The organism is Bacillus sp. B1-b2, from assembly GCF_009183415.1.
Taxonomy (GTDB): domain Bacteria; phylum Bacillota; class Bacilli; order Bacillales; family Cytobacillaceae; genus Niallia.
The window spans coordinates 45,900-72,274 of record NZ_WEHU01000018.1 but is presented as its reverse complement, the minus strand read 5'-3'; the positions used below and the strand labels follow the sequence as shown (position 1 = coordinate 72,274).

At 33.1% G+C, this 26,375-nt stretch carries 23 protein-coding genes, 1 pseudogene and 2 other annotated features; of the genes and pseudogenes, 20 read left to right on the top strand and 4 right to left on the bottom strand.

Annotation, left to right across the window (positions count from 1 at the left end; all coding sequences use genetic code 11):
- Positions 1-363: 363 nt before the first annotated feature.
- The 5 genes and pseudogenes from F9279_RS16775 to F9279_RS16755 all read left to right on the top strand — a co-directional run.
- Positions 364-543 (top strand): hypothetical protein, encoded by a 180-nt coding sequence (locus F9279_RS16775; protein ID WP_094768385.1) that lies wholly within the window; start codon positions 364-366, stop codon positions 541-543.
- Entirely contained in the window at positions 540-1,097 is a 558-nt protein-coding gene (locus F9279_RS16770) for an ABC-three component system protein (RefSeq protein ID WP_094768384.1), read from the top strand. Before F9279_RS16775 ends, F9279_RS16770 begins: the two co-directional genes overlap by 4 nt.
- Positions 1,072-1,320 (top strand): ABC-three component system middle component 8, encoded by a 249-nt coding sequence (locus F9279_RS26280; RefSeq protein WP_413463218.1) that lies wholly within the window; start codon positions 1,072-1,074, stop codon positions 1,318-1,320. The genes F9279_RS16770 and F9279_RS26280 overlap by 26 nt, the downstream gene beginning before the upstream one ends.
- Positions 1,317-3,083 carry a DUF2326 domain-containing protein gene (locus F9279_RS16760; protein WP_152115130.1) on the top strand — a complete coding sequence of 589 codons (1,767 nt, stop codon included), beginning with the start codon at positions 1,317-1,319 and terminating at the stop codon, positions 3,081-3,083. The genes F9279_RS26280 and F9279_RS16760 overlap by 4 nt, the downstream gene beginning before the upstream one ends.
- 274 nt (positions 3,084-3,357) lie before the next feature.
- Positions 3,358-3,516 (top strand): annotated as a pseudogene (locus F9279_RS16755) (sporulation protein YhbH); the annotation flags it as partial.
- 120 nt (positions 3,517-3,636) lie between these two features.
- Here the strand turns inward: F9279_RS16755 and F9279_RS16750 are convergent.
- Positions 3,637-4,236, bottom strand: coding sequence for a TetR/AcrR family transcriptional regulator (locus F9279_RS16750; protein WP_193224611.1), 600 nt, complete (start codon positions 4,234-4,236; stop codon positions 3,637-3,639).
- Between the two features lie 169 nt (positions 4,237-4,405).
- Here F9279_RS16750 and F9279_RS16745 point away from each other — a divergent pair, with 169 nt between their 5' ends.
- The 15 genes from F9279_RS16745 to F9279_RS16680 all read left to right on the top strand — a co-directional run bounded on the left by F9279_RS16745 (position 4,406) and on the right by F9279_RS16680 (position 23,920).
- Entirely contained in the window at positions 4,406-5,188 is a 783-nt protein-coding gene (locus F9279_RS16745; RefSeq protein ID WP_152115125.1) for a glucose 1-dehydrogenase, read from the top strand.
- Positions 5,189-5,371: 183 nt separating this feature from the next.
- A complete protein-coding gene (locus F9279_RS16740; protein ID WP_152115123.1) occupies positions 5,372-5,944 on the top strand; it encodes a CBO0543 family protein in 573 nt (190 codons plus the stop codon).
- Between the two features lie 31 nt (positions 5,945-5,975).
- Positions 5,976-6,353 carry a YbaN family protein gene (locus F9279_RS16735; RefSeq protein ID WP_152115121.1) on the top strand — a complete coding sequence of 126 codons (378 nt, stop codon included), beginning with the start codon at positions 5,976-5,978 and terminating at the stop codon, positions 6,351-6,353.
- Between the two features lie 86 nt (positions 6,354-6,439).
- On the top strand, positions 6,440-7,573 hold the full coding sequence (locus tag F9279_RS16730) for a zinc-dependent alcohol dehydrogenase (protein WP_152115119.1): 1,134 nt from the start codon (positions 6,440-6,442) through the stop codon (positions 7,571-7,573).
- A gap of 294 nt (positions 7,574-7,867) precedes the next feature.
- A complete protein-coding gene (locus tag F9279_RS16725; protein WP_152115117.1) occupies positions 7,868-8,380 on the top strand; it encodes a hypothetical protein in 513 nt (170 codons plus the stop codon).
- A 271-nt stretch (positions 8,381-8,651) separates the two neighbouring features.
- Positions 8,652-9,551, top strand: a complete 900-nt coding sequence (locus F9279_RS16720; RefSeq protein ID WP_152115115.1) for a phosphotransferase — start codon at positions 8,652-8,654, stop codon at positions 9,549-9,551.
- Positions 9,552-9,620: 69 nt separating this feature from the next.
- Positions 9,621-9,846 (top strand) — a binding site (T-box leader).
- A 50-nt stretch (positions 9,847-9,896) separates the two neighbouring features.
- Positions 9,897-10,134: a binding site (T-box leader), on the top strand.
- 84 nt (positions 10,135-10,218) lie between these two features.
- Positions 10,219-12,099 (top strand): threonine--tRNA ligase, encoded by a 1,881-nt coding sequence (gene thrS, locus F9279_RS16715; protein WP_413463220.1) that lies wholly within the window; start codon positions 10,219-10,221, stop codon positions 12,097-12,099.
- Positions 12,100-12,177: 78 nt separating this feature from the next.
- Positions 12,178-12,987: a pyrroline-5-carboxylate reductase gene (gene proC, locus F9279_RS16710; RefSeq protein ID WP_152115112.1), complete on the top strand. Its 810-nt coding sequence runs from the start codon at positions 12,178-12,180 to the stop codon at positions 12,985-12,987.
- Between the two features lie 378 nt (positions 12,988-13,365).
- Positions 13,366-13,674 (top strand): Hpt domain-containing protein, encoded by a 309-nt coding sequence (locus tag F9279_RS25735; protein WP_226793638.1) that lies wholly within the window; start codon positions 13,366-13,368, stop codon positions 13,672-13,674.
- Entirely contained in the window at positions 13,659-14,984 is a 1,326-nt protein-coding gene (locus F9279_RS16705) for a diguanylate cyclase (RefSeq protein ID WP_226793635.1), read from the top strand. Before F9279_RS25735 ends, F9279_RS16705 begins: the two co-directional genes overlap by 16 nt.
- Positions 14,985-14,986: 2 nt before the next feature.
- The gene (locus F9279_RS16700; protein WP_152115110.1) at positions 14,987-16,027 is read left to right on the top strand and encodes a HEAT repeat domain-containing protein; all 1,041 of its coding nucleotides are present in this window, start codon (positions 14,987-14,989) and stop codon (positions 16,025-16,027) included.
- Positions 16,027-17,439, top strand: a complete 1,413-nt coding sequence (locus F9279_RS16695; protein WP_152115109.1) for a glycosyltransferase family 2 protein — start codon at positions 16,027-16,029, stop codon at positions 17,437-17,439. Before F9279_RS16700 ends, F9279_RS16695 begins: the two co-directional genes overlap by 1 nt.
- Positions 17,439-20,684, top strand: a complete 3,246-nt coding sequence (locus tag F9279_RS16690; protein WP_152115107.1) for a hypothetical protein — start codon at positions 17,439-17,441, stop codon at positions 20,682-20,684. Before F9279_RS16695 ends, F9279_RS16690 begins: the two co-directional genes overlap by 1 nt.
- Positions 20,685-20,697: 13 nt before the next feature.
- Complete coding sequence (locus tag F9279_RS16685) at positions 20,698-21,063, top strand: response regulator (protein WP_152115105.1); 366 nt, start codon at positions 20,698-20,700, stop codon at positions 21,061-21,063.
- A complete protein-coding gene (locus F9279_RS16680; protein ID WP_152115103.1) occupies positions 21,053-23,920 on the top strand; it encodes an ATP-binding protein in 2,868 nt (955 codons plus the stop codon). The genes F9279_RS16685 and F9279_RS16680 overlap by 11 nt, the downstream gene beginning before the upstream one ends.
- A 31-nt stretch (positions 23,921-23,951) precedes the next feature.
- On the opposite strand, the gene F9279_RS16675 is transcribed toward F9279_RS16680, so the two are convergent.
- From F9279_RS16675 to F9279_RS16665, 3 genes are all read right to left on the bottom strand, one after another.
- Positions 23,952-24,527: a YitT family protein gene (locus F9279_RS16675; protein WP_152115101.1), complete on the bottom strand. Its 576-nt coding sequence runs from the start codon at positions 24,525-24,527 to the stop codon at positions 23,952-23,954.
- 212 nt (positions 24,528-24,739) lie between these two features.
- Positions 24,740-25,738: an inorganic phosphate transporter gene (locus F9279_RS16670; RefSeq protein WP_152115098.1), complete on the bottom strand. Its 999-nt coding sequence runs from the start codon at positions 25,736-25,738 to the stop codon at positions 24,740-24,742.
- 14 nt (positions 25,739-25,752) lie between these two features.
- A complete protein-coding gene (locus tag F9279_RS16665) occupies positions 25,753-26,370 on the bottom strand; it encodes a DUF47 domain-containing protein (protein WP_152115096.1) in 618 nt (205 codons plus the stop codon).
- Positions 26,371-26,375: the final 5 nt, after the last annotated feature.

Genomic DNA, 26,375 nt, shown 5'->3' with positions numbered 1-26,375 from the left:
TTGCAGTAGCGACTAGTCTGTCCTTAAATGAAGTTCTACATAAAAAGATTTTGAGAGTTTATGTCTAGGACAGATTGTCCTAGACATTTTTCTTCTACAAAAAGTAACTGTCTCCGTCACTACATAATATAACTATTTAATGCAGTGAGACTTTTTGATGCTATTTGAAATAGTTATTTTGAGGATCACTTTAAAAAGAGAATGGTATCTGAAAGAAAGAACGAAAAGGTATCCTTCAGAGAAAAAAACATAGAGAAAAAATAAAAAAAGCGAAAGTATATTGCCAATATTACATAATATTGGAATAATAGAATAAAGTGTATTTGTTAGAAAATACCTATACTATTTTAAGAGGTGCTTATAATGAATGTTGATTGGACGACCATCTTATCTCATGCTATTACTCTATTAATTGGTGGCACAGGAGGCTTTGCTATCCGATCAGTAATTAATAAAAATATAAATAAAACTAAGGGAAATAACAGCCCAATATATAATAACGAGGGTAGTGTTACTACTGGGAAAATTGGTGACGGTAAGTGATAGAAAGAAATCATACTTTAGGTCCTAATAGTCCTATCTACAACAATTCGGGGGATGTAAACCTAAATCTCTTTTCTTATAAAAATGAAGTTATCAATCCTTATAATTTAAAAAAGATAATAGAATTTTTAGAAAGGGAATTGGATGGAGAGATTGAATTAAGTCAATCTCTCGATAATGATGATGATCTAAAAAGAATTGATATAATTGAAAAGAACCTCTTGAACAAGTTGGAAGATGAACAGAGTAACGTCTATTTTAGGAATATTATCGAGAGTAGTATTTATTTTAAAAGTATAAAAGACATACTATCAAATCCTCGTAATAGATCTTTAAAAAAATCTTATAATAATATTAAGAAAACAATAAATAACAAAATTCCAGATATAAAGAGAGAGAAGATATTTTTTTATGAGGTCCTGAATGAAATTATTGATAGATTTATTAATACGAATGACGCAGCAATATTAGATAATGAGGAAATGGTAAGTATTATTATTCATTTTATGTATTATATTTGTCATATAGGTGAGAACATTGCTGAAGCCGGATAAATTTACAGATTTAAATAAAAGTATTGTACATACTGTTGCAATTATAATAAATGAATTCAAGAAAAACAAATATAAATGTAACTACAATGAGTTATATAAAACTGTTGAGGAACATTTAGGTGAAGATGCATTTTATTTATTCCTTCCAGCACTTAATTTTTTATTTTTGTTGGGGAAATTAAAGTATGACATTGGATCCGATATGTTGGAGATGATTATATGAAGTTGTCAAGACTATACTGTGACGACCCAAGATTTAAAAATATTAAGTTCAATAACGGTTTAAATATAATATATGGTTATGTTAATAATACAAATATTAATGACCCACATAATTTAGGAAAGAGCGCACTTATTCACCTGATAGATTTTATGCTTCTTAAAGAAGTCAAAAAAGGGAATTATTTTTACAATAAAAGAGAAGTATTTGCGTTTCATACGTTTTATTTAGAGTTAGAATTAAATGATGGAAGGTTTTTAACAATTCGACGATCATTTAAAAGTATTACTAGGGTTGATATAAAAATCTCTGAATATTCTCAGGAATTATTAGATTGTGAAGAATGGGATTATAAAAATCTAGTATTAAATTCAAAAAGTGAAAAAACGATAGCTGCTACAGAGGTTCTAAATAGTGAATTAAAATTTGATCTACTTAAAAATTATGACTATCGAAAACTAGTCGGGTATTTTATCAGAACACAGAATGATTATAGCGATGTATTCCAATTAAGTAAATTCTCAAATTCCACTGACGAAGTTTGGAAACCATTTATTTTTGAATTACTTGGCTTTAATAGCAACACCCTCTTAGAAAGATATATTAATTATAGTGAAATAGAAAAATTAAAAGCAAAAATTAGTAACATGGAAAGTTTTTATAGCGTTTCAGATATTGATAGAATAAATGGACAAATCAATATTTTGAGCAGAGAAAAGGATATTCTCGAAAAAGATCTTGATTCATTTAACTTTTACTTAAATGAAAAACAAATCAGTCAGGACTTAATTAAGGATATTGAAAATAAATCTGTTGAATTAAATAATCATGCATATAATTTAAGATCGGATATAAACCTAATTGATAAATCATTGAATACAACCGAATTCTTAGATTTTGATTACATAAAAGAACTTTTTAATGAAGTTCAGATTTACTTTGGGGATCAGTTAGAAAAATCATATGAAGAACTTGTAGAATTTAATAGGTCACTTGTTAAGGACAGAAAGGTACATCTAACAAAGCTATTGTTTGAAAAGAAAACTGAACTGAAAAAGGTTGATGAGGAACTTAAAACTTTAGGTAGTAAGCGTTCTGAGATACTTAGTGTTTTAAATAATACTGATGTTATTAATAAATATAAACGTTTAAGGTCTAATTTGATTGAGAAGGAAAGAAGTATTCAAGGTTTAGAGACACAAAAAGAGATTATTTTACAGACCAGAACGGATATTAAAGAGTTAAATATCAAGAAAAAGCAGCTTGAAGAAATAAATCAAGAAATTGAATCTAGTATTGAGGAAGGAAATGAAACTTTAAATGATATTAGATATTTGTTTAAGATAATTTTTGAAAAAATTACGGGCAAAAAGGGAATAATTGATATTTCAACAAATACTGCTTCAAATGTTGAATTTAACGCAGGGATTATTTCAGAAAATGGAGTCTTAACACATGAGGATGAAGGATTCTCTTATCGGAAAATCCTTTGTATGTGTTTTGATTTGGGAATTTTGGGATATTACTCCAATAGAAGTTTCTTTAAGTTTTTATACCATGATGGTCCTTTAGAATCATTACATGAAAATAGAAAAGAATCTTATCTTGATTTTATTAAAGAATACTCAAATGAAAAGAATATCCAATACATAATAAGTGTCATTGATTCTGATGTTTCTAAAGAGCAATTTGAAGAGAGTGATATAGTTTGTGAATTATCTCAGGATAATGAAGGTAAAGGTAGCTTATTTGGCTTTAAATATTAAATCTTTACAGTAACTATTGGGTTATAACTTCAAAAGAAATCTTTACTGAAGTATAAGAAGAGAGATGCTATCGTTTGAAAATACTATTGCAAAAAAAATGCTCAGAGTTTCTATGCCCTGAGCATTTTTTTGCCTCTTAAATAACTACGGTGAACCGTATCATAAGGAATTAAAAGTAAATAAAATTTTTATCAACTAAGTAGTAAATAAGGTAATGAATTTTAAGGGAGCAAAGACATTTAGTTAGAAGGTAATCTTTTGTGTATAGGGTTAACAAGTCAATCAATACAATCGCCATAGTACATTAATGTCTGCTTACAAAAATATTGAAAATGAAAAGTTCCGTTACTATTTATTACGTCAAAAAGCAGATGTGTTTAATGCAATGACTAGTTTCTTTCGGAAAGAAGAGGAAGGACAAATGTATGCTTGAATGTAGAAGTGCAGCTCTTATACAGGGCTGTTTTTTTGTAGTTTGTTTTGGTTGAATCACTCTAGTGAATGAGAAAGAAAAAACATAACTTTATAAATTGCTATGTTTTTTCCACTAAAACTATATGGATGTAATTGTAAAATCCTTTACAAATGATTGTAGAATCCTTATTAACTGCTGAGTCATCTCATTAGGAGAGGCTTGATAACCAGATTTTATCCAATCTATTATTAAACCAGCTGTTCCATGTGCCATATATAGTTTGTTAGTTTTGGAGTTTATACTAGTTGAGTGAATGGGTGTTAATACAAATCTTTCTTCTAATGCTTCAAAAATAGCAAGAGGTAGATCTTGCAATATGCCAGGTATTGTATCTTCCTTAATATATAAATTAAAAAAATCTTGATTAACATAAATAAATTTCATTAGTTCAAAGGAGTAAGGATCCATTTCTTGTACATGTATTCTTTTATTTTCTTCGTATCGATTGAAACATTGCTGTTTGACTTTATTAAACATCTCTTTCCGCAATTCTTCTGTAATATGATTTTTATCAATGAAGTGTAAATAAAAAGTGGTCCGATTATAACCAGATTTAGTTACAATATCTGTAATGGTTAAATGGCTATACCCATTTTCGTGGATTAGTTCAATGAAGGCTGCTTTTAAATCTGACTTTGTTCTTTCACTTCTTTTGGATATGGTAGTTTTCACTAACACAATAAATACCCCCTTTTAACAACAAAAATATTAATAGTGTAGATAAAGTCAACACAATGAATATTATTAATGATTGTAGGTAAAAATGATTACGTTTACAATATTTTTATAACACTATCTATCATATCACAATAGTGGTTAAATCAATGAACCAAAGGGGTTGGCGTAAATGAAACGATTTGAAGAAAAAGTAGTCATTATTACTGGTGGGGGATCAGGACTTGGACGAGCTTCTGCATTGCAGTTAGCGAAAGAAGGGGCAAAATTAGTACTAGTAGACTTAAATAGCAAAGGTCTAGAAGAAAGCAAAGATGAAATTCTTAAAGCAGTTTCAAATACAGAAGTGGAATTAGTGGAAGCAAATGTGGCGGAAGAAGCAGATGTTACCAAATATGTGCAAGCAACATTAGATAAATTTGGGAAAATTGATGGCTTCTTTAATAATGCAGGAATTGAAGGAAAGCAAAATTTAACAGAAGACTTTGGAATTGAAGAGTTCAATCGAGTAGTTTCTATCAATTTGAACGGGGTATTCTACGGAATGAAGGAAGTTCTAAAGGTAATGAAGGATCAGGGCTTTGGTTCTATTGTTAACACTGCTTCTGTAGGTGGAATAAGAGGAGTAGGAAACCAGTCTGGCTATGCAGCTAGTAAACATGGGGTAGTAGGCTTAACTAGAAATTCAGGTATTGAATATGGTCAGTTTGGTGTAACGGTAAATGCTATTGCACCAGGTGCTATCATGACTCCAATGGTAGAAGCATCTTTAAAACAAATAGGTGGAGAAAATTGGGAAGAAGCAGGTAAAGAATTTGTTAGTGTTAACCCAATGAAACGATTTGGAAGACCGGAAGAAGTAGGGAATTTAGTAGCTTTCTTATTATCAGATCAAGCATCCTTTATTAATGCGACAGTTATTCCGATTGATGGTGGACAGTCTTTTAAGTATTGATAGCGGATAATGTAAAAAATGCAATAATATAGGAAAGGATACTCAAAAGAGGATTTCATTCTCTTATTGAGTGTCCTTTTCTATGTTTAAAGCGAAATTTTGGCAAAATATTAATTTTTATGGATAAAAAGTAATCATAGGAAAATATTAATATTAGATAATTTTGGATAAAGGATGCATACAATGAATTATACACAGGATGATTATATTGCCCATTTTCGAAAACTTGCCAAAATGGCGGATCAAATTAGTACAGCATATTGGAAGAGTTACGCTAGCTTTGATACATGGCAATTTTGGTTGAATGTTGCTTTTTTATTGGTACCACTAATCGTATTGCTAAAATGTATTAATAGGGACAACATATTTCGTATTCTATTCTTTGGGTTTACTATTCATGCTCTCATGAATTATATTGATGGTATTGTATTGTCAAAGGGATATGTGTTCCATCCTTATCCCCTTGTTCCCTTAATTGACATAAATTTATCAATAAATACATCCCTAATACCAGTGACTTTTATGTTATTTTATCAGTATGGACTTAATAATAAAAAGAATATGTACATAGTTGGATTTTTAGCAGCAATCTGCACAGGCATTATTCTTGGGCTATTTGCGGATTCTATTGATATTCTACGGTTATATAAAGGAAGTAATGTGTTCTTTATTTTTATTATTGATTATCTTGAGTTTCTACTTGCCTATTGGTTAACTAATTTCTTTGAATCTCTTGCAAGAAAAAAGGTAGCTTAATCTAATAAAATAAAGATGGGAGAGAATATGAATGAAACCTGTGTACATCACACTAGGAACACTCTTTTTAATTATAGGAATGGTCGGAATCTTTCTTCCTTTACTACCAACTACTCCTTTTTTATTACTCACGTCGTTCTTCTATACAAAAGGTTCAGATCGAATTAATAATTGGTTTCGTTCTACAAAATTTTATCATGAGTATGTAAAGAACTTTAAAAAAGGGGAGCTAACGAAAAAGCAAAAAATAAAAATTCTCCTCTCATGCTATATCTGCATAGCCATCAGTGCTATTTTTGTAGATAACGGATATATAAGAATTATGCTTGGCTGTATAGCAGTTGTCCAGGCTATCTCCATGATAATTATCAAAACAAAAGAAGAACCAAAGATTATATTTAAGGATTAAGGGATAACTAGTTGGTTATCCTTTTTTCGTATGCTTTTATAGCAATTGGTGAAGATATAAAGAGAAAATAAAAGGAGTGTGATCTTTTGAAAGCAGTAACCTATCAAGGAGTTAAGCATGTCGAGGTAAAAGAAGTGGAAGCTCCTAAATTAGAAAAGAAAGATGATATCATCGTTAAGTTAACTAGTACAGCCATTTGTGGTTCTGATTTACACCTGTATCAAGGAAGTATGCCTTTACCAAAAGGATATATAATTGGTCATGAACCAATGGGTATAGTAGAAGAAGTTGGCCCAGAAGTTACAAAGGTAAAAAAGGGCGATCGTGTAGTTATTCCGTTTAATATAGCTTGTGGGCATTGTTCTTACTGTGAGCAAGGAGAAACTAGTCAATGTGATAACTCTAATCCACATTATGACTCTGGCGGGTATTTTGGCTATACAGAAAAATTTGGTGATCATCCTGGTGGTCAAGCAGAGTACTTAAGAGTTCCATATGGAAACTTTACTCCATTTCTTATACCAGAATCTTCAGAGTTAGAGGATGAAGCAGTGCTTTTCTTATCAGATGTTATTCCAACAGCTTATTGGAGTGTTGAACATGCTGAGGTGAAAAAGGGAGATACGGTCATTATTCTAGGTAGTGGTCCAGTCGGGCTAATGGCACAAAAGTTTGCTTGGTTAAAAGGAGCAAAAAGAGTAATAGCAGTGGACTATCTTAAATATCGACTTGAGCATGCTGCAAGAACGAATAAAGTAGAAACATATGATTTTACAGAGTACGATGATATGGGTGAGTATTTAAAAGAAATCACAAGTGGTGGAGCAGATTGTGTGATCGATTGTGTAGGAATGGATGGGAAAAAATCGCCACTCGAATATGTAGAACAAAAGCTAAAGCTACAAGGTGGAACACTTGGACCCATTCAGATTGCAACAAAAGCTGTTCGGAAATCGGGTATTGTGCAATTGACTGGAGTATATGGAGCCAATTATAATAATTTTCCTTTGGGAGCATTTTTTGCTCGAAATATTACATTGAAAATGGGACAAGCACCAGTTATTCCTATCATGCCTAAGCTTTTTCAAATGATTGAAGAGAAAAAATTTGATCCACAGGATATTATCACACATAAAGTTTCTTTAAGTGAGGCACCAAGAGCTTACCACTTGTTTAATGAACATGAAGATAATTCCATTAAAATGATTTTAAAGCCATAATATTATGAGTTGAACGTAATTTTTGCATATGCATGGATTACGTTTTTTTATGGGAAATTGGAATCACAATTAAATAGTGGGTAATCGCAACAAAAAATAGATAATCGCAACAAAAGCGGATTCAACCGCAACAAAAAGGAAGTTTCGGCAACAAAAGCTGTCTAAACCGCAACAATGGAAAAATCACTTTTCCATAGACTCCAAAATAGGTTATTGTTGGAAAAAGATAGAATCTACTAGTATAATAGACAACACAGTAATATACGTTAATAAAATCAATACTTGGAGGTTCCTATGAATAAAATCTCACAAGCAGAAGCTGTAAAACTAAGAAGTGTATTGTCAAAAAGAATACATGAGCTAGAAGAGGAAATGTACCGAGTAGCATTTGTTCAAATAGAAGCTGGTAAAGTAATGCCAAAGCAAAAAAGAACAATGATAGAGGTAGAAAAGGAAATAGAAGAAGTACGCAATGATTATCGACTATTAGATAAGCTAATGTATCGAGCTAATATTGATTATGAGATTAACTTTGAAAATACGAATATACCAATTGTGGAAGCAATAGAGCTTGCCACTCAGTTGCGAGCGAAGGCAAGGAAGTATAAACAATTTGCTGCTGCTGAAAAAGAAGAGTATGTATACTCTTATGAAAATGTACAGTTGATGAAAGTAGCTACCTTCGAGCCTGAAGAATATCGGGTAAAAGCAATGGAATGTGAGCGCCAGGCAAATAGACTATCAAATCTCATTAATAGTAAAAACTATCAAATTCAACTAGAGTTTGACTCAGAGAAATATTTTTAATGAAACCCTGAATAGGTGAGACTCCTATTCAGGGCATAGAGGGATCAAATTCTGGTGTTCATTAGGAACTTATAGTTAATGGCGAATGACTAAACCGATCATCAATGACCCATTACACTGTTACCTGTTATCCTTAACCAATTATAGCAATGGTGGGCGAGTACCCATTTAGGTAAATCATATCCTTCTATGTAAAACCGGTTAACGAATAGAATCTATTCCTTAACCGGTTTTTTCGTGCTATGCTAAGTAACCAAAAGGGGGTGCTCAAATGGCCAATAGCTGGGATGCAGAGCAAATAGTAACTCGTGAGTTGGCTATCACTTTAATAGAAAGTCAGTTTCCGAACATCAACATTATATCTATCGAGCCAATGGGAGAAGGATTTGACAATACTATGTTTTTAGTGAATGGTAGCTATTCTTTTCGTTTTCCACGAAGACAAATAGCGGAGGAATTACTAAGAACAGAATGGAATCTTCTTGGAAAATTAACGATAGAAAGTGAGATTCCTATTCCCAAACCGTTATATTTAGGAGAAGGAACAGATCTGTATCCATGGTTCTTCGTTGGTTATGAATATATTACAGGCAAAGTGCCACATTCTTTTAGTGAAGAACAACTGTTGAAAATGGTAAAACCACTTGCGACCTTTCTAAAAAAACTTCACTCTTATCCTTTAGCAGAACTGCAGGGAATTCCATATGATGAATTTAACCGATTAAATATTGAAATGAGAAAACTACGATTAATAAAATCAATAACTAAACTACAACAGTATGAAGATATACCTTTATATAAAAACGCACTTCACTATGTGCAAAATCTAGAAGCTGAAACAATCCCTAATCAAAAAGTGCTCACACATGGCGATCTTCATATTCGCAATATCCTTGTGAATAAGGAAAATAGATTAGTGGGAATTATTGATTGGGGCGATACTCATATTGGGCATCCAGCAGTTGATTTGTCTATTGTATATAGCTTGTTTCCAGCGCTTTATCGCATAAAATTCTTTCAGTATTATGGAGAAATAGAGAATAGCACCATCTATTTAGCACGGTTTAAAGCTATTTTTACATTAATCACCTTGCTATCCTATGGATTAGATAGGAAAGATAACCAGCTTTATGAAGATGGTAAGAGATTTTTAGAAAATTCGTTAACTTAAGTGTTGCAAAATTTTCACATCCGTAATAAAATAGTAAAAACTTACAAATACTAAAGATAAATGAAACTTATAAAAGCTAGGAAAAGGACATGAGTCACTACAAACTGTTATCAGAGAGGGAAGAATTGCTGCGAACTTCCTAACATTGTTTAGTGATTTACCACCTTTGAGCTGCATTGGGGAAAAGTATAGTATCCAATGCCGTTTCTTGCAGACGTTACTGCACCAAAGTCATAAATGATTTATATTTATGAGAAATTGGGTGGAACCACGAGTAAACGCACTCGTCCCTTGTTATAGGGATGAGTGCGTTTTTTTATTTATTCATTTTAAAAATTTCATAATAAATAAGCGATGATAAGGATATGAATTATTTTTACTGTTTAAAGAGAGGGAAGAAAAGGTGAGAGCTTCCTAACGAAGGAAAATAATTTACCACCTTGGAGCTATATTGGGGAAATTATGAGTATCCAATAATCGACTATGCAGGCGTTACTGTACCAAAGTCATAAAATAAAGCTTATTTGTCTTTATTTCTATGAGAAATTGGGTGGAACCACGGGTTATTGCACTCGTCCCTTTTTTTAGGGATGGGTGTTTTTTTTATACAAAAAAAGGAGTGAAAGACGTGAAAGCACAAGCAATAAAGGTTCAATTAGCAGATGGAATGATAAAGGAATTCCCAAGAGGTACTACAATTGCTTCTATAGCTGAATCCATTAGTCTGAATTTACGTAAAAAAGCAGTGGGGGCAATAGTGAATCAAGAATACGTGGATATGAGTTATTGTATGGAAGAGAATGGGACATTGTCGATTTTGACAATAGACTCAGAAGAAGGGGAAAAGATAGTAAGACATTCCTCAGCTCATGTATTAGCACAAGCGGTAAAAAGACTGTATCCTAATGTTCAATTAGGAATTGGACCTGTGATAGAAGATGGATTTTATTATGATATGAAATTAGAGCATAATTTTACTTCTATGGACCTTCCAATAATTGAGAAGGAAATGAAAAAAATTATAAGGGAGAACAGTCCTTTTGTAAGAAAAGAAGTTTCCTACGATGAAGCAAAATCTCTTTTTGAATCAAGAGGAGAACACTTCAAGCTAGAAATACTAGAGGAATTAAAAAACGAGCAAAAAATATCTGTCTACACTCAAGGAGAATTCATAGATTTATGTCGAGGAACTCATGTGCCATCAACAGGATATATTAAAGCATTTAAATTGACTACTGTGTCAGGTGCATATTGGAAAGGTGATAAAGAGAATGAGGTTTTACAAAGAATATATGGGGTAGCTTTTTCTACACAAAAAGAGCTAGAAGAATATCTATCTGTCAGGGAAGAAGCGAGTAAAAGGGATCATCGAAAACTAGGCAAACAATTAGAGCTATTCATGTTTTCAGAAGAAGCACCTGGAATGCCATTTTACTTACCAAACGGTCAGATTATTCGCAATGAATTAGAAAAGTTTTCGAGAGAATTACAAATGGAAGCTAATTATGAAGAAGTTCGTACACCTTTTATGATGAATGAACGTCTTTGGAAACAATCGGGACACTGGGATCATTACAAAGATAATATGTATTTCTCTGAGGTAGATAATCAGCGATTTGCCTTAAAGCCGATGAATTGCCCTGGACATATGTTGGTTTTTAAGAATAATCTCTACTCTTATCGAGATTTACCTATTCGTATTTCTGAATTTGGTCAGGTTCATCGTCATGAATATAGTGGAGCATTAAACGGGATGTTTCGTGTTCGTACTTTTTGCCAGGATGATGCTCATATTTTTGTAAGAGAAGACCAAATTGAAAGTGAAATGAAGCAAATATTTCAATTAATAGATAAGGTGTATACTACTTTAGGTTTTTCTTATTCTGTGGAGCTTTCAACTAGACCTGAAGATTCTTTAGGAGAAGATGAGCGATGGGATAAAGCGGAAAAAATATTGCAGAAAGTCCTAGATCATATGGGTGTTCCTTATGTATTAAATAAAGGAGATGGAGCTTTTTATGGACCGAAGATTGATTTTCATATAAAAGATGCATTAAATCGACGTCATCAATGTGCTACTATTCAATTGGATTTCCAAATGCCAGAATTATTTGATCTTGCATATATCAATGAAAAGAATGAAAAAGTTTGTCCAGTTGTTATTCACCGTGCAATATTCGGCTCCATTGACCGTTTCTTTGGCATCTTACTAGAGCACTTTGCAGGGGCACTTCCTGTTTGGCTTTCTCCAAGACAGGTTCAAATCATTCCTGTATCTTCCATACATCTTGAGTATTGTTTACAAGTGCAAGCTGCCTTAAAGAGAGTAGGGATAAGAGTTAAGGTGGATAATAGTAGTGAAAAATTAGGATATAAAATAAGAGAAGCACAAATGAAGAAAATTCCTTATATGCTTGTCATCGGAGACCAGGAAGTAGCCAATAAATCAGTTAATGCTCGACGATATGGGGAACAAGAACAAAAACAATTTCTCCTAGAAGAATTTATAGTGAGTATGGAAAAGCAAGTGAAAGAAAGAATTCTCTAGTAGTTGTAGACGTATATATTGATTTTCTCTCCTCTCTATGTAAGAGTTAGAAATACAAAAGAGGAGAGGAAGATAATATTGGATAAACAGCGTATTGGTTTTATAGGATGTGGCAAAATGGCTCAAGCTATGGTGCAAGGAATGATTCGTTCTTCCTTTATAGACCGAGACCAACTAATAGTGAGCACTAAGTCAGAGAATAGTGCCGAGTCTGTTAGAGAAAAATTTCAGATACAGGTTACTTTAGACAATAAAGAGGTAGCATCATTTGCTGATATTCTTATTGTGGCAGTAAAACCACATCTATATGGAGACATCCTAACAGAGATAAAAAATTCTGTGAAAAAAGAAACTATTATTGTGACTTTAGCTGCTGGGTTAGATATTTCCTTTGTAGAAAATAAGCTATCTTCTAAAACAAAAGTCATTCGTTCTATGCCTAATACACCATCCCTAGTAGGAGAAGGAATGACTGTTTTTTCTAGTAATAAAAATGTCTCAGCAGAAGAAATAGAATACTTAAAGAAGCTATTCTTATCTTTCGGAAAAGTAGAAGTAGTGGAAGAGCGATTAATGGATTATATACCAGCTATTAGTGGTTCTTCTCCAGCTTATGTGTATATGTTTATTGATGCACTAGCAATGGGTGGAGTTAGAAGTGGGATTCCTGCTAATAAAGCCTACCAAATGGCTGCTCAATCCGTTTATGGTGCAGCAAAAATGGTCTTAGAGACAGGCAAGCATCCTAGTGTCCTACAAATGGAAGTCTGCACACCTGGTGGAACAACCATCGAAGCAGTAAATACATTAGAGCAACAGCATTTCAAGGGAACAATACTAGCTGCTATGGAAAGCTGTGACAGAAAGAATAAACAGATGAAGAGCTAAAAGAAATTGGTTTAAAATTCCTGCTCTTTAAAAACTAAAGCAAGATAAGTAAACAACTAGGATTTTGGGTAATTAGACCTATTTACAATTTAATAAAAAGTTTCATTTCCTTCTCATTTTTCTCTATCTAGTTGACCATTCTTTTTATATAATGATATATGTGTTTAATTTTAGATAGGTTCTATAGAAGGAAATGTGCTTTTATTTACTAATAGAAAATCAGGCCATATGGAGTGGGCTGTTTTTTTCATTTATAGAACATTTAGCCCAAATAAACATAGGTAAAAGGGTGAATAAATTATTAGAAGTAATGGGGAAAATAATCAGATATTATGAGAAAAATACCTCATTCAAACTCTGAAGAAGAGAGGGAAGTAAATGGTATTAGATAAGTATAAAGCAATATTTATAACAAGAATGACAAAAGAGCTAAAAAGCTTATTCGAATTAGATGGAGAAGAAAGCCTAATTAAACATAAAGAGGTGTATCAGTTACTTCATACGATTAAAGGAACATCTGGTACGTTAGATTTAGATTTACTTTTTCAATTAGTTTCAGACTTAATGGAAGAGGTAGAAGAAAGACAACACGATTGGACGGAGCCAGAACTTAAGAAATTTTTAAGTAAGCTAATCGAATCTGTCATGAATATGAGCATTTTCAAGAAGAAATGGATAAAGTTTTAGAGGTACGTAATGTGGATGTGCCGCTAATTCAACTAATAGATGATGACGTTTCTTTACTTATTTTCCTAAAAGAAAAGCTTGAGAGTAAAGGCTGGATGGTAATAGCCAACACGAAAGCTGATCATGCTATTGAACAGTTTTATTCTCTACATCCTGATTGCATTATTATAGATATTAATTTAACAAATGTATCAGGCTTTGATGTACTTGCTGATATACATAAACATACAAAACATTCATTTGTACCGAAGATTATGTGTAGCATCGATAATGATAAGAAAACAAGATTGACGGCCTATCAAGCAGGTGCAGATGATTTCATAGAAAAGCCAATCCATATAGATGAATTTCTTATCCGAATTGAACGCCATTTAGAACGAAAGAAAATATTTGATCATTCTGTTTTAATTGATGAGCTTACACAAGTATATAATAGAAAGTTCTTACAAGATTCCTATAATCGCTTTATTAGTGATGTGATTCGAACAAAAACAACTGGAACAATTGCCATATTAGATATTGACCATTTTAAAAAAGTGAATGATACATATGGCCATGTAGTTGGCGATAAAGTTCTAACGGCTTTTGCGAAGTTTTTAAAAGGAAATATTAGAAGTACGGATACACTTTTCCGTTATGGTGGAGAAGAATTTGTCATTTTATTTCAGCGAGCACGTGAATCGGAAATTATGGAAGTATTAAACAGGATGCTAAAGCAATTTTCGGAAATTGTTTTCGAAGAAGATGGGGAGAAATTTTCGCTTACTTTTTCTGGAGGTATCTATGAAATTGAATCGAAGAATATTACCTTAAACAAGGCGATTGAAACGGCAGATGAAGCACTATATGCTGCGAAGGAAAAAGGACGTAATCGCATCGAGAGTGCGAATAAAATGGTTCATGCTCCTGCCAAAAAACTACTAAATGTGTCTATCGTTGATGATGATTCGCTCATTCGCTCTATTTTAGTTAATATTTTTGAAACAATAGATATTAAACATATAGCTTTAGATGTTAGAGTTTACGAAGATGGAATGAAGTTTTTAGAATCCAATCGTTTAGAGGAAAACGGCATGCATTTTCTTGTATTAGATGGAATTATGCCTGTAATGGATGGGTTAGAATTATTACAAATTGTAAAGAGAACGGCCTATCGCCATAATGCTCATATCTTAATGCTAACAGGAAGAAAAAGTGAAAGAGACATTGCAGAGGCATTAAAGCTAGGTGCTGATGATTATGTCACAAAGCCATTCAGTATTACAGAGTTACAAGCAAGAATAACTAGGTTGATCATGAGGATGATTTAATAGTGGGAAAAGAACTTGAGCTTTTGCAAATTATTAGTGTAACAATGATCGTACTCTTATGTATCTTATTTCTATATTTAGTAGGAAGAAAGTATTTAGAGAATAAACAAAACGATATGGTACAAAAAAGGGAACAACAGCTTACGAAACCAATCTTTCTATACTTACAATTCGATAAAGAGCTGGAACTAGAGTTAGATGAATCAAAGGTGGACAAATTAGCGCTAGAAAATATACTGAGCCATTATTCAGAAGTGATAGAAGGAGAACAAGAAGAGAATAGATTACATAGCTTAGCCAATACGTACTTGAAAAATCATTATTTAAAAGAGCTTCGAGCAAGAAATTGGAGTAGAAGAATGAATGTCTTGTATAAGATAGAAGATTTTCATTTGATTGAATTAGAGAAAGCACTAGTTGAAATGATTCATTTAAAGAGAGATATTTCACTAGAAGAGAAAGTTCAAATCTACCGTGTTCTCTCGAGTTTTCAAAATGAACAAATCTTTCTGCTGCTTAATCATGATGAAGAATTAACTGAAAAGGATTACCGAAGCATGCTTCTTAGATTAGAAGCAGATCCTTTTTATGCTCTCCTTTCCTCCTTTCCATCCTGTCGAGAACCGCTTCAATTAGCGATACTAGATGTTATTAGTTTAAGAGGAAAGATAGATCATACTGCTTTTCTAGAGCAGGTGTTTCAATCGAATCAAGGTGAGATACGATTAAGAGCTTTAAAAGCAATATCATCGATAGGATTTGTACAATCTATACAAACGTATCTTCCGTTAGCTGAGTCTCCATCTTGGCAAGAAAGAATGATGATTGCGAAGTTATTAGGGAAAAGAAAGGATTTATCTTACATTCCTTTCCTAAGAGAATTCATGCATGATAATTCTTGGTGGGTACGGTCACAGGCAGCAGAATCCATAATGTATTATAAAAATGGAAAAGAGGTCCTACAGGAAATATTGGACTATTCTGAGGATATGTTTGCTAAAGACATGGCATTGGAATGGATAAATAAAGGAGTTATACAGTGATGGCTTATCAATGGTGGACAACGGCTGTTCAATACTTTGCATTATTTATATCTGTTTATATGGTGATTATTATTTTATTTTATGCCACCATTCTTCTTATTTCAGTCATTCAACTACGGAGAGAATATAAATTAAATAGAGCTGACTCATTCGATGATATAACGAATGAATTATATACAAAGCCTGTTTCCATTATTGTACCAGCATATAATGAAGAAGCAGGCATTATTCCAAGTGTTCGATCGTTGCTAAGTATTAACTATCCTGAGTATGAAATCATTGTTGTGAATGATGGATCAAAGGATGATACTCTAGAAAAGATGATTAAATACTACGATATGGTAAAAGTAGATAAAGTTATCCGAAAACAGATTGATACAAAGCCTATTAAAGGGATATATCAGTCAAAAGTATTACCTAAGCTATATATGGTTGATAAAGAAAATGGCGGAAAAGCGGATGCTTTAAACGTAGGACTAAATCTTTCTCATTTTCCTTATATTTGTTCCTTGGACGGAGATTCGGTATTAGAAAGAGATGCTTTTTTGAAGGTAATGAAACCAATTATGGATAGTAATGAAGAAGTGGTTGCATCAGGAGGTAGTATCAGGATAGCGAATGGATGTGTTGTAAAGGATGGACAAGTATTAGAAATAGGCTTATCCAACCATCCACTAGTAGTGATGCAAATAATTGAATATTTAAGAGCATTCTTAATGGGAAGAATCGGACTTAGTAGACATAATCTATTACTTATTATATCAGGAGCATTTGGTGTTTTCTCTAAGAAGTGGGTAATCCAAGCAGGAGGCTATCAAACGGATACTGTTGGTGAGGATATGGAATTGGTTATCCGTATTCACCGCTTACTAAAAGAATCAAAGGAAAAGAAGAAAATAATATATGTACCAGATCCAGTTTGTTGGACAGAAGTTCCAGAGGATATGAAATTTTTAAGAAGACAGAGACGAAGATGGCATCGAGGGTTATTTGAAAGTTTATGGAATCATAGAAAACTAACCTTCAATCCTAAGTATGGAAAAATTGGGTTTATATCTTTTCCTTACTTTTGGCTAATCGAATTTATGGGACCTATTGTTGAATTACTAGGATATATCTATACCATTATAGCCTTATTTGTCGGTGGGATTTATTTGGAATTTGCTTTGGTCATATTGTTATTGTCCTGTATTTATGGTTCTGTCTTTTCCATGGCAGCTGTGTTATTAGAGGAATGGAGCTTACGTAAATATCCTAAAATATCTCATATTGTTACTCTATTTTTTTATTCACTAACAGAGACATTTTGGTATCGTCCTCTTACGGTTTTTTGGCGCTGTGAAGGAATTTGGCAGTTAATAAAAGGTGAGAAGAGCTGGGGAGATATGACTCGTAAAGGAGTTTCGAAGTAATGAAGTGGAATAAGACAGTAGGTTTTTTCGTGTTAATTCTTTTATTTGTAGGACTTCTTTCTAGTCCTTTTTGGCTTTGGCAGCTGAAATCCGCTAACGAATTAAACATTTTGATAATGGATAAAACCGTCCCAGATGACACATACCGAGAACATAGTGGATTAGTATGGCTATTAAATAATCAAAAGTATCTCAAACCGAATGGTGAGCCTTATTATAAGCAAAGTGATTACAAAGGGTTCAAACCAACAGGAGATGGAGAATACAAGATAAGTGAATTACCAGAGAGCTTAGATAAGTATGATGTTATTTATATGACAGATCAATATGGGGTCTATGAAGAAGAATTCTATGGTAGTAATACTTTAGGAGAGCGATCTAATCAAATATATGGTGGTTTACAAGTGGAAGATGTAGAAAAAGTGGAAAATGCACTTTTTCAGTCAAAGAATAAAACATTAATTGCAGAGTTTAATACGTTTGCAAGTCCAACTAGTGATGAAGCAAGGGAGAAAATTACAAACCTCTTAAATGTTTCATGGAGTGGTTGGATAGGAAGATATTTTCCAGATCTAGAGGGAGAAGAGGTCCCAGTCTGGGTGAAAGAAAACTATGAGGAGACTTTTCAGGAAAAATGGAGTTTTACTGGATCTGGCTTAGTATTTATCAATAAAGATGATCATGTGTTTGTACTTAGTGGCAAGGAGTTAGATGGAGAAGAAGTCCGGTTTGCTACTACTACTCAAGGAAAAGAAAGTTTAAATCAATCCATTAAATCGGAATATGGGTATTGGTTTGATATTGTAAGTGCTAATGACGAGCAGGACATCCTTGCAAATTACACTTTACCAGTTAGTGATAAAGGGAAAAAGGTATTAGATGGATACGGATTGCCTTCTACCTTTCCTGCCATCATTAAAAATGCAAATGAGCAATATTCCTCCTATTATTTTGCAGGTGATTATGCAGATGAAGCAGAAGTACCAAGTATCTATGAAACAGTTGGACTTGATGTGTGGAAGAAGTTTATCACTTATCGAAATTCCTTCTACTGGAATACGTATGTACCTATTATGAAGAGTATTTTAAAAGATGGATTGCATAATGACTCAGCTCTTAAGAAGAATAAAGTAGAAACAATGAAAGAAAATAATTTTATCCTAAATAGTAAAACAAATGATGAATATGTTCAAGTCTTGAAGGATGGAAAGTGGACAAACCTCGTCGTCAAGGGAGTGAATATGGGAATCTCTAAACCAGGAGCATTTCCAGGAGAAACGGCTATTACAAAAGAGGAATATATGCGCTGGTTTAAAGATATTGGGGCGATGCATGCCAATACCATTCGTATTTATACATTGCATCCACCTGCTTTTTATGAAGCATTATATGAATATAATCAACTTGCAGAGGAACCACTATATCTTTTCCATGGTGCTTGGATTAATGAAGAAATTCTGGTGGATAAGCAAGATGCGTATGCAGAGGAAGTACAGAATGATTTTGAAACAGAATTGAAGTATATGATTGATATTGTTCATGGTAACGCTACATTACCAGAACGTGTAGGTCACGCATCAGGAGAGTACACGCTTGATATATCAAAATATGTATTAGGATATATGATTGGTATTGAGTGGGATCCTAAGGTTGTGAAAAATACAGATGAGCTTTATAAAGGAAAATCACAATTAAAGGGCACTTATTTTGAAACAGAAAATGGTTCTCCTTTTGAAATATGGCTTGCTGGTATGATGGATGAAACAGCTAAATATGAAGCGGATAATTATCAATGGCAACACACGATGAGCTTCACGAATTGGGTAACAACAGATCTCCTTGATCACCCAGCAGAACCTGCTGAGAAAGAGGATATGGCAGTTGTGGATCCAAATCATATTAAGAAAACAGATAAGTTTTATGGAGGATTATTTGCATCTTATCATGTGTATCCTTACTATCCTGATTTTCTTAATTTTGAAGAAAGCTATTCAAGCTATATCAATAAACAAGGAAAGCAAAGTAATTATGCAGCATACCTTCATGATTTAAGAGAAGCTCATAACATGCCTGTATTAATAGCTGAGTTTGGTGTTCCATCCTCAAGGGGGAAAACACATGATAATATTAACGTCATGAACCAAGGATTCCTCTCTGAAACACAGCAAGGAAATATGGACAGAGAAATGTTCCAAATGATTTTGGATGAAAATTATGCAGGTGGTTTAGTCTTTACATGGCAGGATGAATGGTTCAAACGAACATGGAATACTATGGATTATGATGATCCTGATCGAAGACCATATTGGTCCAATATCCAGACAAATGAACAACACTTTGGATTATTAAGTTTTGATCCAGGGAAGTATGAGCCAACCATCTATGTGGATGGTAATACAGAGGATTGGGATAGATTAAATGTCTCTCCGATCTATACCGCTTCATCAGAAAGTAGTGTTTTGAAAACTGTTCATGTAACTAGTGATGAGCAACAGGTTAATATCAGACTAGATTATAACGCTGCACTAGATTTAAGTAAGGATCATACATATTTACTTCTAGACACGATAGATAATCAAGGACAAACGACCATTAAATTATCGAATAATGAGGTTAAAACAGATTTCGGAGTAGATTTCTTAATAGATATTTCCGATAAAGATAGTTCTGAGATGTTTGTGGATAGTTATTATGATAGCTTTACTTATCATTATGGATCTATTCTAAAAATGATCGAAGAGGAGACTTATGCGAGAAATAAAGCTAGTGGTATATTTAATCCGATTCGATTAACGCTAAATAAAGAACTGGAAATACCAGATACAAAGATACCTTTCCAATCCTATGTCACAGGAAAATTAACTTTTGGAAGTGGAAATCCTAATGATAAAGACTTTAACAGCTTAACCGATATAAGTATCAGTAACGATAAGAAAACATTGGAAATAAGAATTCCTTGGGCTCTATTAAATGTAAAGGACCCAAGTCAAAAAGAGATTATGGCAGATCTATGGGAAAAAGGGTTAGAAGGTAGTGAATATACAGAGGGTATTAGAATGGCTGTTGTGATGGAAAAGGATAAGAGTGTAATCTCTTCCTTACCAGAGCTAAAGGACCAAAATATGATCATGGCTGATTCTACTCAATTGTATACTTGGGATAAATGGGAAGAGCCAGCTTTTCACGAAAGATTGAAATCTTCTTATTATATTCTACAAGATTACTTCCAAGAGATCGGTGAATAGGGAGAAGATAAAAGTGAAACGATTATTGTTGGCTGAAGATGAAGAAGTATTAAGAATGTTAATTGTAGATACGCTTGAAGATGATTATTCCATTGATGAGGCGCAAGACGGAGAAGAGGCCTTGGGACTAATTGAACAAAATGAATATGATTTATTAATTCTTGATTATATGATGCCGATTATGACTGGTTTAGAAGTTATTGAGAAGGTAAGAGGAAATGAGGAGAAAAAGCATTTGAAAATATTGATGCTAAGTGCTAAAAGTCAAACACATGAGCAGCAGGATGTTATTGCAGCGGGAGCAGATTATTTTATGGCAAAGCCGTTTAGTCCCCTTGCTCTATTAAATAAAGTAGAGGAAATTCTCGATGAATATTAAATCATACCTTCGTAAAAGTATATCAAGGCAGTTTGTTGCCTTGATTTGCTTTTTCATTCTATTATTTTTAATTGGTGGCATTCTATTGGTTTTTGAACAAGAAAGGATAAATAATCAATACGTAGAAACGAGAAGTACATTAGTCGAAAAAACAACGATTGTAAGAGACTTAAATAACCATCTAGATAAAGCTATGTTCGATGCTAGAGGGTATTTTGCTTTTAAAAATAGTGACATGAAACAGTCTAGTATAGAAGAAGGAATAGAAGCACAAAAATTAATTGATCAATTCAACGTTGTAGCAGTAACGGAAGATGATTATCTTCTCGTTTCAGAATTGAAGAGTTTTCATGACTACTATTTTAATGGAATACTTCCAGAAGCATTTCGCTATTTTGAAAATGGAGATACAGAAGCAGTGGCAAATATTGCTGCAGATGGTGGAACAGAACGAAGTAACGGAATTAAAACCGATTTAAATAATTATATTTTATCAACAAATGATTTATTAAATAAAGAAGTAGATCATTTGAAGAAGCAAATTGCCATACTTCAGGTCGGCTTTTTAGTATATATTGTACTCGTTATTTTCATTGTTTTCTTTATTGGTCGCACAATGGTGAATAGAATTGGAAAGCCATTGTCGGATTTTGCATTAGCTGCTTATGAAATAGCAAAGGGTAATCATGCTGTAATTCATGTGGATAAGAGTCGTGAAGATGAATTATCTACATTATCCGTGGCATTTAAACACATGATTCAAAGTATTCAAGAGAAAGAACAAGATTTAACGGCTCATAACGAAGAACTACTTGCACAGCAAGATGAATTACAAGCACAGCAACTAGAATTAGAAAGAGTGCTAGAGACGGTTCAATTAAATGAAGAATCTCTAAAACGTAGAAATAGCTTAATAAATGGGATATCTAGTAGCCTTTTCAAAACAGATGTACTAGAAAGCATTATTCGAAATCTTTCAGCGGTATTACGAGCAGATAGAGGGATCATAGTTATGTTGGAGGATAGTGCATATGCTTCATATGGAATTGCACCAGAAGGAGCGGAGCAATTCAAGGATTATCTTTTCACTGGTATGTTTGATCGTTTGAAAAAAGACAAGGCGCCATTTATCTTAACAAGAGAGCTTTCTGTACAGGAAAAAGGATATCATTTAGAAAAAGGGTATGTGCATGATCTTTATATACCTGTTTTAAATGCAAAAGATGACATTATCGCTGTTATTATGTTAAGTCGTTTTAGTGATGCATTTACGACTTTTGACAAGGAAGAATTTATTTCGTTAGCAAAACAAATTGGGATATCCTTAGAGAAGATATATCTATTTGAGCAAACAGAAAAAGATCGTGTATTAAATCGAGATATTCTAAATACAGTTCAAGAAGGTATCCAATTAGTAAGTGATTCTGGTGAAATTATATTAGTGAATAAGAAATTCTCTAGCTTAGTGGGAGACCCAAAAGAAACAGTGTTTTATGTAGGCTGCTCATGGGATGAATGGATGAAGTATTTACAGATGCAATTTGTAGAAACTGAAGAGTTGCTTGACTTTATGGAGGCTTCTATAAAAGAGAAGCAACAGCAATCTTGTGTTGCTTTCACAAAGGATGGTAAAGTCATTAATATCTACATGGAAGAGCTTCACAGAGGAACAGATAAATTCGGATCGGTATTTGTCTATAGAGATATTACAAAAGAGTATGAAGTAGATAGAATGAAATCAGAATTTGTTAGTACGGTAAGTCATGAATTACGAACACCACTTGCAAGTATTTTAGGCTTCACAGAACTAATGATTAATCGTGACTTAAAGGTAGAAAAGCAGAAGAAATATTTGAATACTATTTATGGAGAAGCAAAACGACTGACTTCTCTAATAAATGATTTCTTAGATGTTCAACGTATGGAGGCAGGTAAGCAAGCATATGAGAAAAAATACATTGAACTACTGCCTATTGTAGAACGAGTTAAAGATCATTTACAAATTAATGCAACTTCTACGCATACTATTTCCGTTATTAATAAATTAGCTGAAAGTGTTATATTAGGAGATAAGGCAAAAGTAGAACAGGTTATCACGAATATCTTAAGTAATGCTATTAAATATTCACCAGATGGTGGCAAGATAGAGATTAAACTTTATGAGGATTCTCAACAAATTAAACTAGCTATATCTGATGAAGGGTTAGGAATTCCTGAATCTGCTATGGATAAGCTATTTACCAAGTTTTATCGAGTTGATAACTCTGATAGAAGAAAAATAGGTGGTACAGGTTTAGGGTTAGCTATAGTACAGGAAATCATGAATGCACATGATGGAAAAGTAATAGTGGAATCTGAGTATGGAAAGGGAAGTACTTTCATCCTTGTTTTCCCAGCTGCAAAGGTAGTTAGTGCCAATATAATGGAAAATGATCAGCAAATGGAACAAAGACAACATTATAAGGTATTGGTTGTAGAAGATGATGTAAGTCTTGGTGAATTAATTGTTCATGAATTGCAAGATAATGGATTTCAAGTTACCTATTTTCAAAATGGACAAGAGGCAATAAAATATTTAGCAGAGAACCCACCAGATGCTGTTGTATTAGATATCATGCTACAGGATGACCAACTAGATGGATGGGAGATCATGAAAAAGCTGAAGGAGTCAGAGCAGTTAAAGTATATACCTGTAATAGTATCGACGGCTCTTGATGAGAAGGAAAAAGGTATATCACTTGGAGCAATGGATTACTTAGTAAAACCATATCCACCTAGTGAACTTTCTAAATCTATTATACAAACCTTATTAAAAATGGGTAAGGTTGGGCAGGTTTTAATACCGAAAGATAATTAATAGAGAGCTGGCTTAAGATAAGATTCTTAGGTCAGCTTTTTGGTATTGGTTTTTTTCCTAAGAGGGTAGTAAATAGAGCTACAAAAAGGATCGTGATAAAGGAAGCTAATAATGTATGTAATCCAACGATGTTATAGCCGCTTATTAATACTACTCCATCAATGAGAAGAATAATGATTCCTGCATGAATAGAGAGAATATTAGATAGGATCTGGGCGATTAAATCTGTTCCGCCGGTGCTTGTTTCAAACCTTAACATCAAACCAATTCCGATTCCAATAATAGCTCCACCTACAATTGAACTAATAATCATTTGGACATGGAAGGTTTCTCGTAGAAAGGAGAACATATCAATAGAAAAAGAAGATACTAAAAAACCAACTATTCCATAGAAAAAATATTCTTTGTTATAAAACCAAACGAGAATATATAAAGGAATACTCATAAGAATCATCATAAAGCCTGTTGGAATATCGTAATGATAATGTAGAATTAGACCAATTCCAATTAATCCTCCGTCTAAAAGTTGGTGAGGAACTAAAAATCCATTTACTCCTATTCCAATTAAGAGACTTCCTATAAAAATAGCAGCCATTTTATCTAACAAATCACATCATCCTATCCATTCTTGTCCAACTATTACATGCATATGATGAAAAATAAAGAAATAGAAGATTTAAATTGGGTGTGAGTTTAGTTAAACGCTGAAAATATGTACTAACCAGTAAAATATTATAAATGATTCTTTCATCTTAATGAAAGTGCATGAAATGTTCTTACATCGCAAAAAAAGCCACCATAAACGGTGGCTTTCTCTAATTATAAGAACATATTTAAAATAAAATAACAAATGGCAGCAATAGATGCTGAAATAGGTAATGTAATTACCCATGTAATAAGCATTCTTTGAGCCGTTCCCCATTTTACGCCTTTTAAGCGGTGTGAAGCACCAACTCCAAGGATAGAAGAAGAAATAACATGAGTTGTACTAACTGGCAAATGAATAAGAGTCGATCCGAAAATGATGGCAGCTCCTGTGATATCAGCTGCAACGCCATTTACTGGACGAATCTTCATAATGTTGCCACCAACCGTTTTAATGATTTTCCATCCACCCACAGATGTTCCTAATCCCATTGCAAGAGCACAAGCAAATTGTACCCAGAAAGGTACATCTTCTGAAGTTACATAACCATTAGCTAGTAAAGCCATGGTTATAATCCCCATTGCTTTTTGAGCATCATTTGTACCATGTGTATAAGATTGGAGCGCAGCAGTGAAAATCTGGAAATAACGAAAACGTCTATTTGTTTTTGTTAAGTTTAAATCTTTAAAAAATAGCTTAAAGAGAGTATAAACTATATAACCAACTACAAATGCAATAATTGGTGATAGTAAAAGGGCTTCAATAATTTTGATAAAGCCAGTATAATTTAGCGAAGTGAAACCAGAAGATGCAATAGCAGCTCCAGCGATTGCTCCAATAATAGCATGAGAAGAACTACTTGGGATTCCGTAATACCAAGTGACTAAGTTCCAAATAATTGCAGCAATCAAAGCGGCAAGAATTACAAGGGAGCCATTTGTTAATTCAAAAGGATTTACAATTCCTTTTGTAATAGTTTTGGCAACACCAGTAAAGGTCATGGCGCCAACGAAATTCATGCAAGCGGCTAAAATGATAGCATGTTTCGGTTTAAGGGCTTTAGTAGATACAGCAGTTGCGATAGAATTGGCTGTATCGTGAAACCCATTAATGAAATCAAATGCTAAAGCAAATACCACGATTAGTATAGTGAGTATTAATAATGTATTCATGCAATTAAGGCTCCTTACGCGTTCTTCATAATAATACTTTCAAGAGTATTTGCTACACTTTGACAATAATCAGCGATATCCTCAAGGTTTTCATATACTTCTTTATATTGAATAATGCGAATAGGATCTTTCTCTACAGCGAATAAATTTTTAATAGATTGACGTAGGATACCATCACATTTAGATTCATGATCTTTAATTCTAATAGCGTATTCTCTAATCTTAGGTAATTTTTTCGTTGTTAATAAATCAACCGCTTTATCAATTTCAATAGCACAGCTTTTAATTTCTTCTACAAAGCGAAGCATATATTCATCTGCACTTATAATATTGTACATTTCAAGTAAAGCAGCACTATGTTCTAATCCATCTAATACGTCATCCATGCTCATGGATAGTGCAAGAATGTCTTCTCTTTCAATAGGAGTGATAAAAGCTTTATTTAATTCAGTAATAACCTCATGAACATAGGTATCACCTTTTGTTTCAATCTCTTTCATTGTTTCAGAAAAGATTTTAAGATCACTTACATTTTTAATTTTATAATCAGCGAAGTAATCTGCTCCTTCTTTAAGATTAGAAGCAATATTTTTTAGTAATACTGCAAATTTATCTTGTTTCTTAAAAACCATTTGTG

Coding starts and splice junctions, on each gene's coding strand:
- F9279_RS16760 (WP_152115130.1), top strand. CDS start 1,317: ATGAAGTTGTCAAGACTATACTGTGACGACCCAAGATTTAAAAATATT.
- F9279_RS16690 (WP_152115107.1), top strand. CDS start 17,439: ATGAAGTGGAATAAGACAGTAGGTTTTTTCGTGTTAATTCTTTTATTT.
- F9279_RS25735 (WP_226793638.1), top strand. CDS start 13,366: ATGGTATTAGATAAGTATAAAGCAATATTTATAACAAGAATGACAAAA.
- F9279_RS16695 (WP_152115109.1), top strand. CDS start 16,027: ATGGCTTATCAATGGTGGACAACGGCTGTTCAATACTTTGCATTATTT.
- F9279_RS16740 (WP_152115123.1), top strand. CDS start 5,372: ATGAATTATACACAGGATGATTATATTGCCCATTTTCGAAAACTTGCC.
- F9279_RS16665 (WP_152115096.1), bottom strand. CDS start 26,370: ATGGTTTTTAAGAAACAAGATAAATTTGCAGTATTACTAAAAAATATT.
- F9279_RS16735 (WP_152115121.1), top strand. CDS start 5,976: ATGAAACCTGTGTACATCACACTAGGAACACTCTTTTTAATTATAGGA.
- F9279_RS16775 (WP_094768385.1), top strand. CDS start 364: ATGAATGTTGATTGGACGACCATCTTATCTCATGCTATTACTCTATTA.
- F9279_RS16670 (WP_152115098.1), bottom strand. CDS start 25,738: ATGAATACATTATTAATACTCACTATACTAATCGTGGTATTTGCTTTA.
- F9279_RS16680 (WP_152115103.1), top strand. CDS start 21,053: ATGAATATTAAATCATACCTTCGTAAAAGTATATCAAGGCAGTTTGTT.
- F9279_RS16705 (WP_226793635.1), top strand. CDS start 13,659: ATGGATAAAGTTTTAGAGGTACGTAATGTGGATGTGCCGCTAATTCAA.
- F9279_RS16745 (WP_152115125.1), top strand. CDS start 4,406: ATGAAACGATTTGAAGAAAAAGTAGTCATTATTACTGGTGGGGGATCA.
- thrS (WP_413463220.1), top strand. CDS start 10,219: ATGATAAAGGAATTCCCAAGAGGTACTACAATTGCTTCTATAGCTGAA.
- F9279_RS16720 (WP_152115115.1), top strand. CDS start 8,652: ATGGCCAATAGCTGGGATGCAGAGCAAATAGTAACTCGTGAGTTGGCT.
- F9279_RS16725 (WP_152115117.1), top strand. CDS start 7,868: ATGAATAAAATCTCACAAGCAGAAGCTGTAAAACTAAGAAGTGTATTG.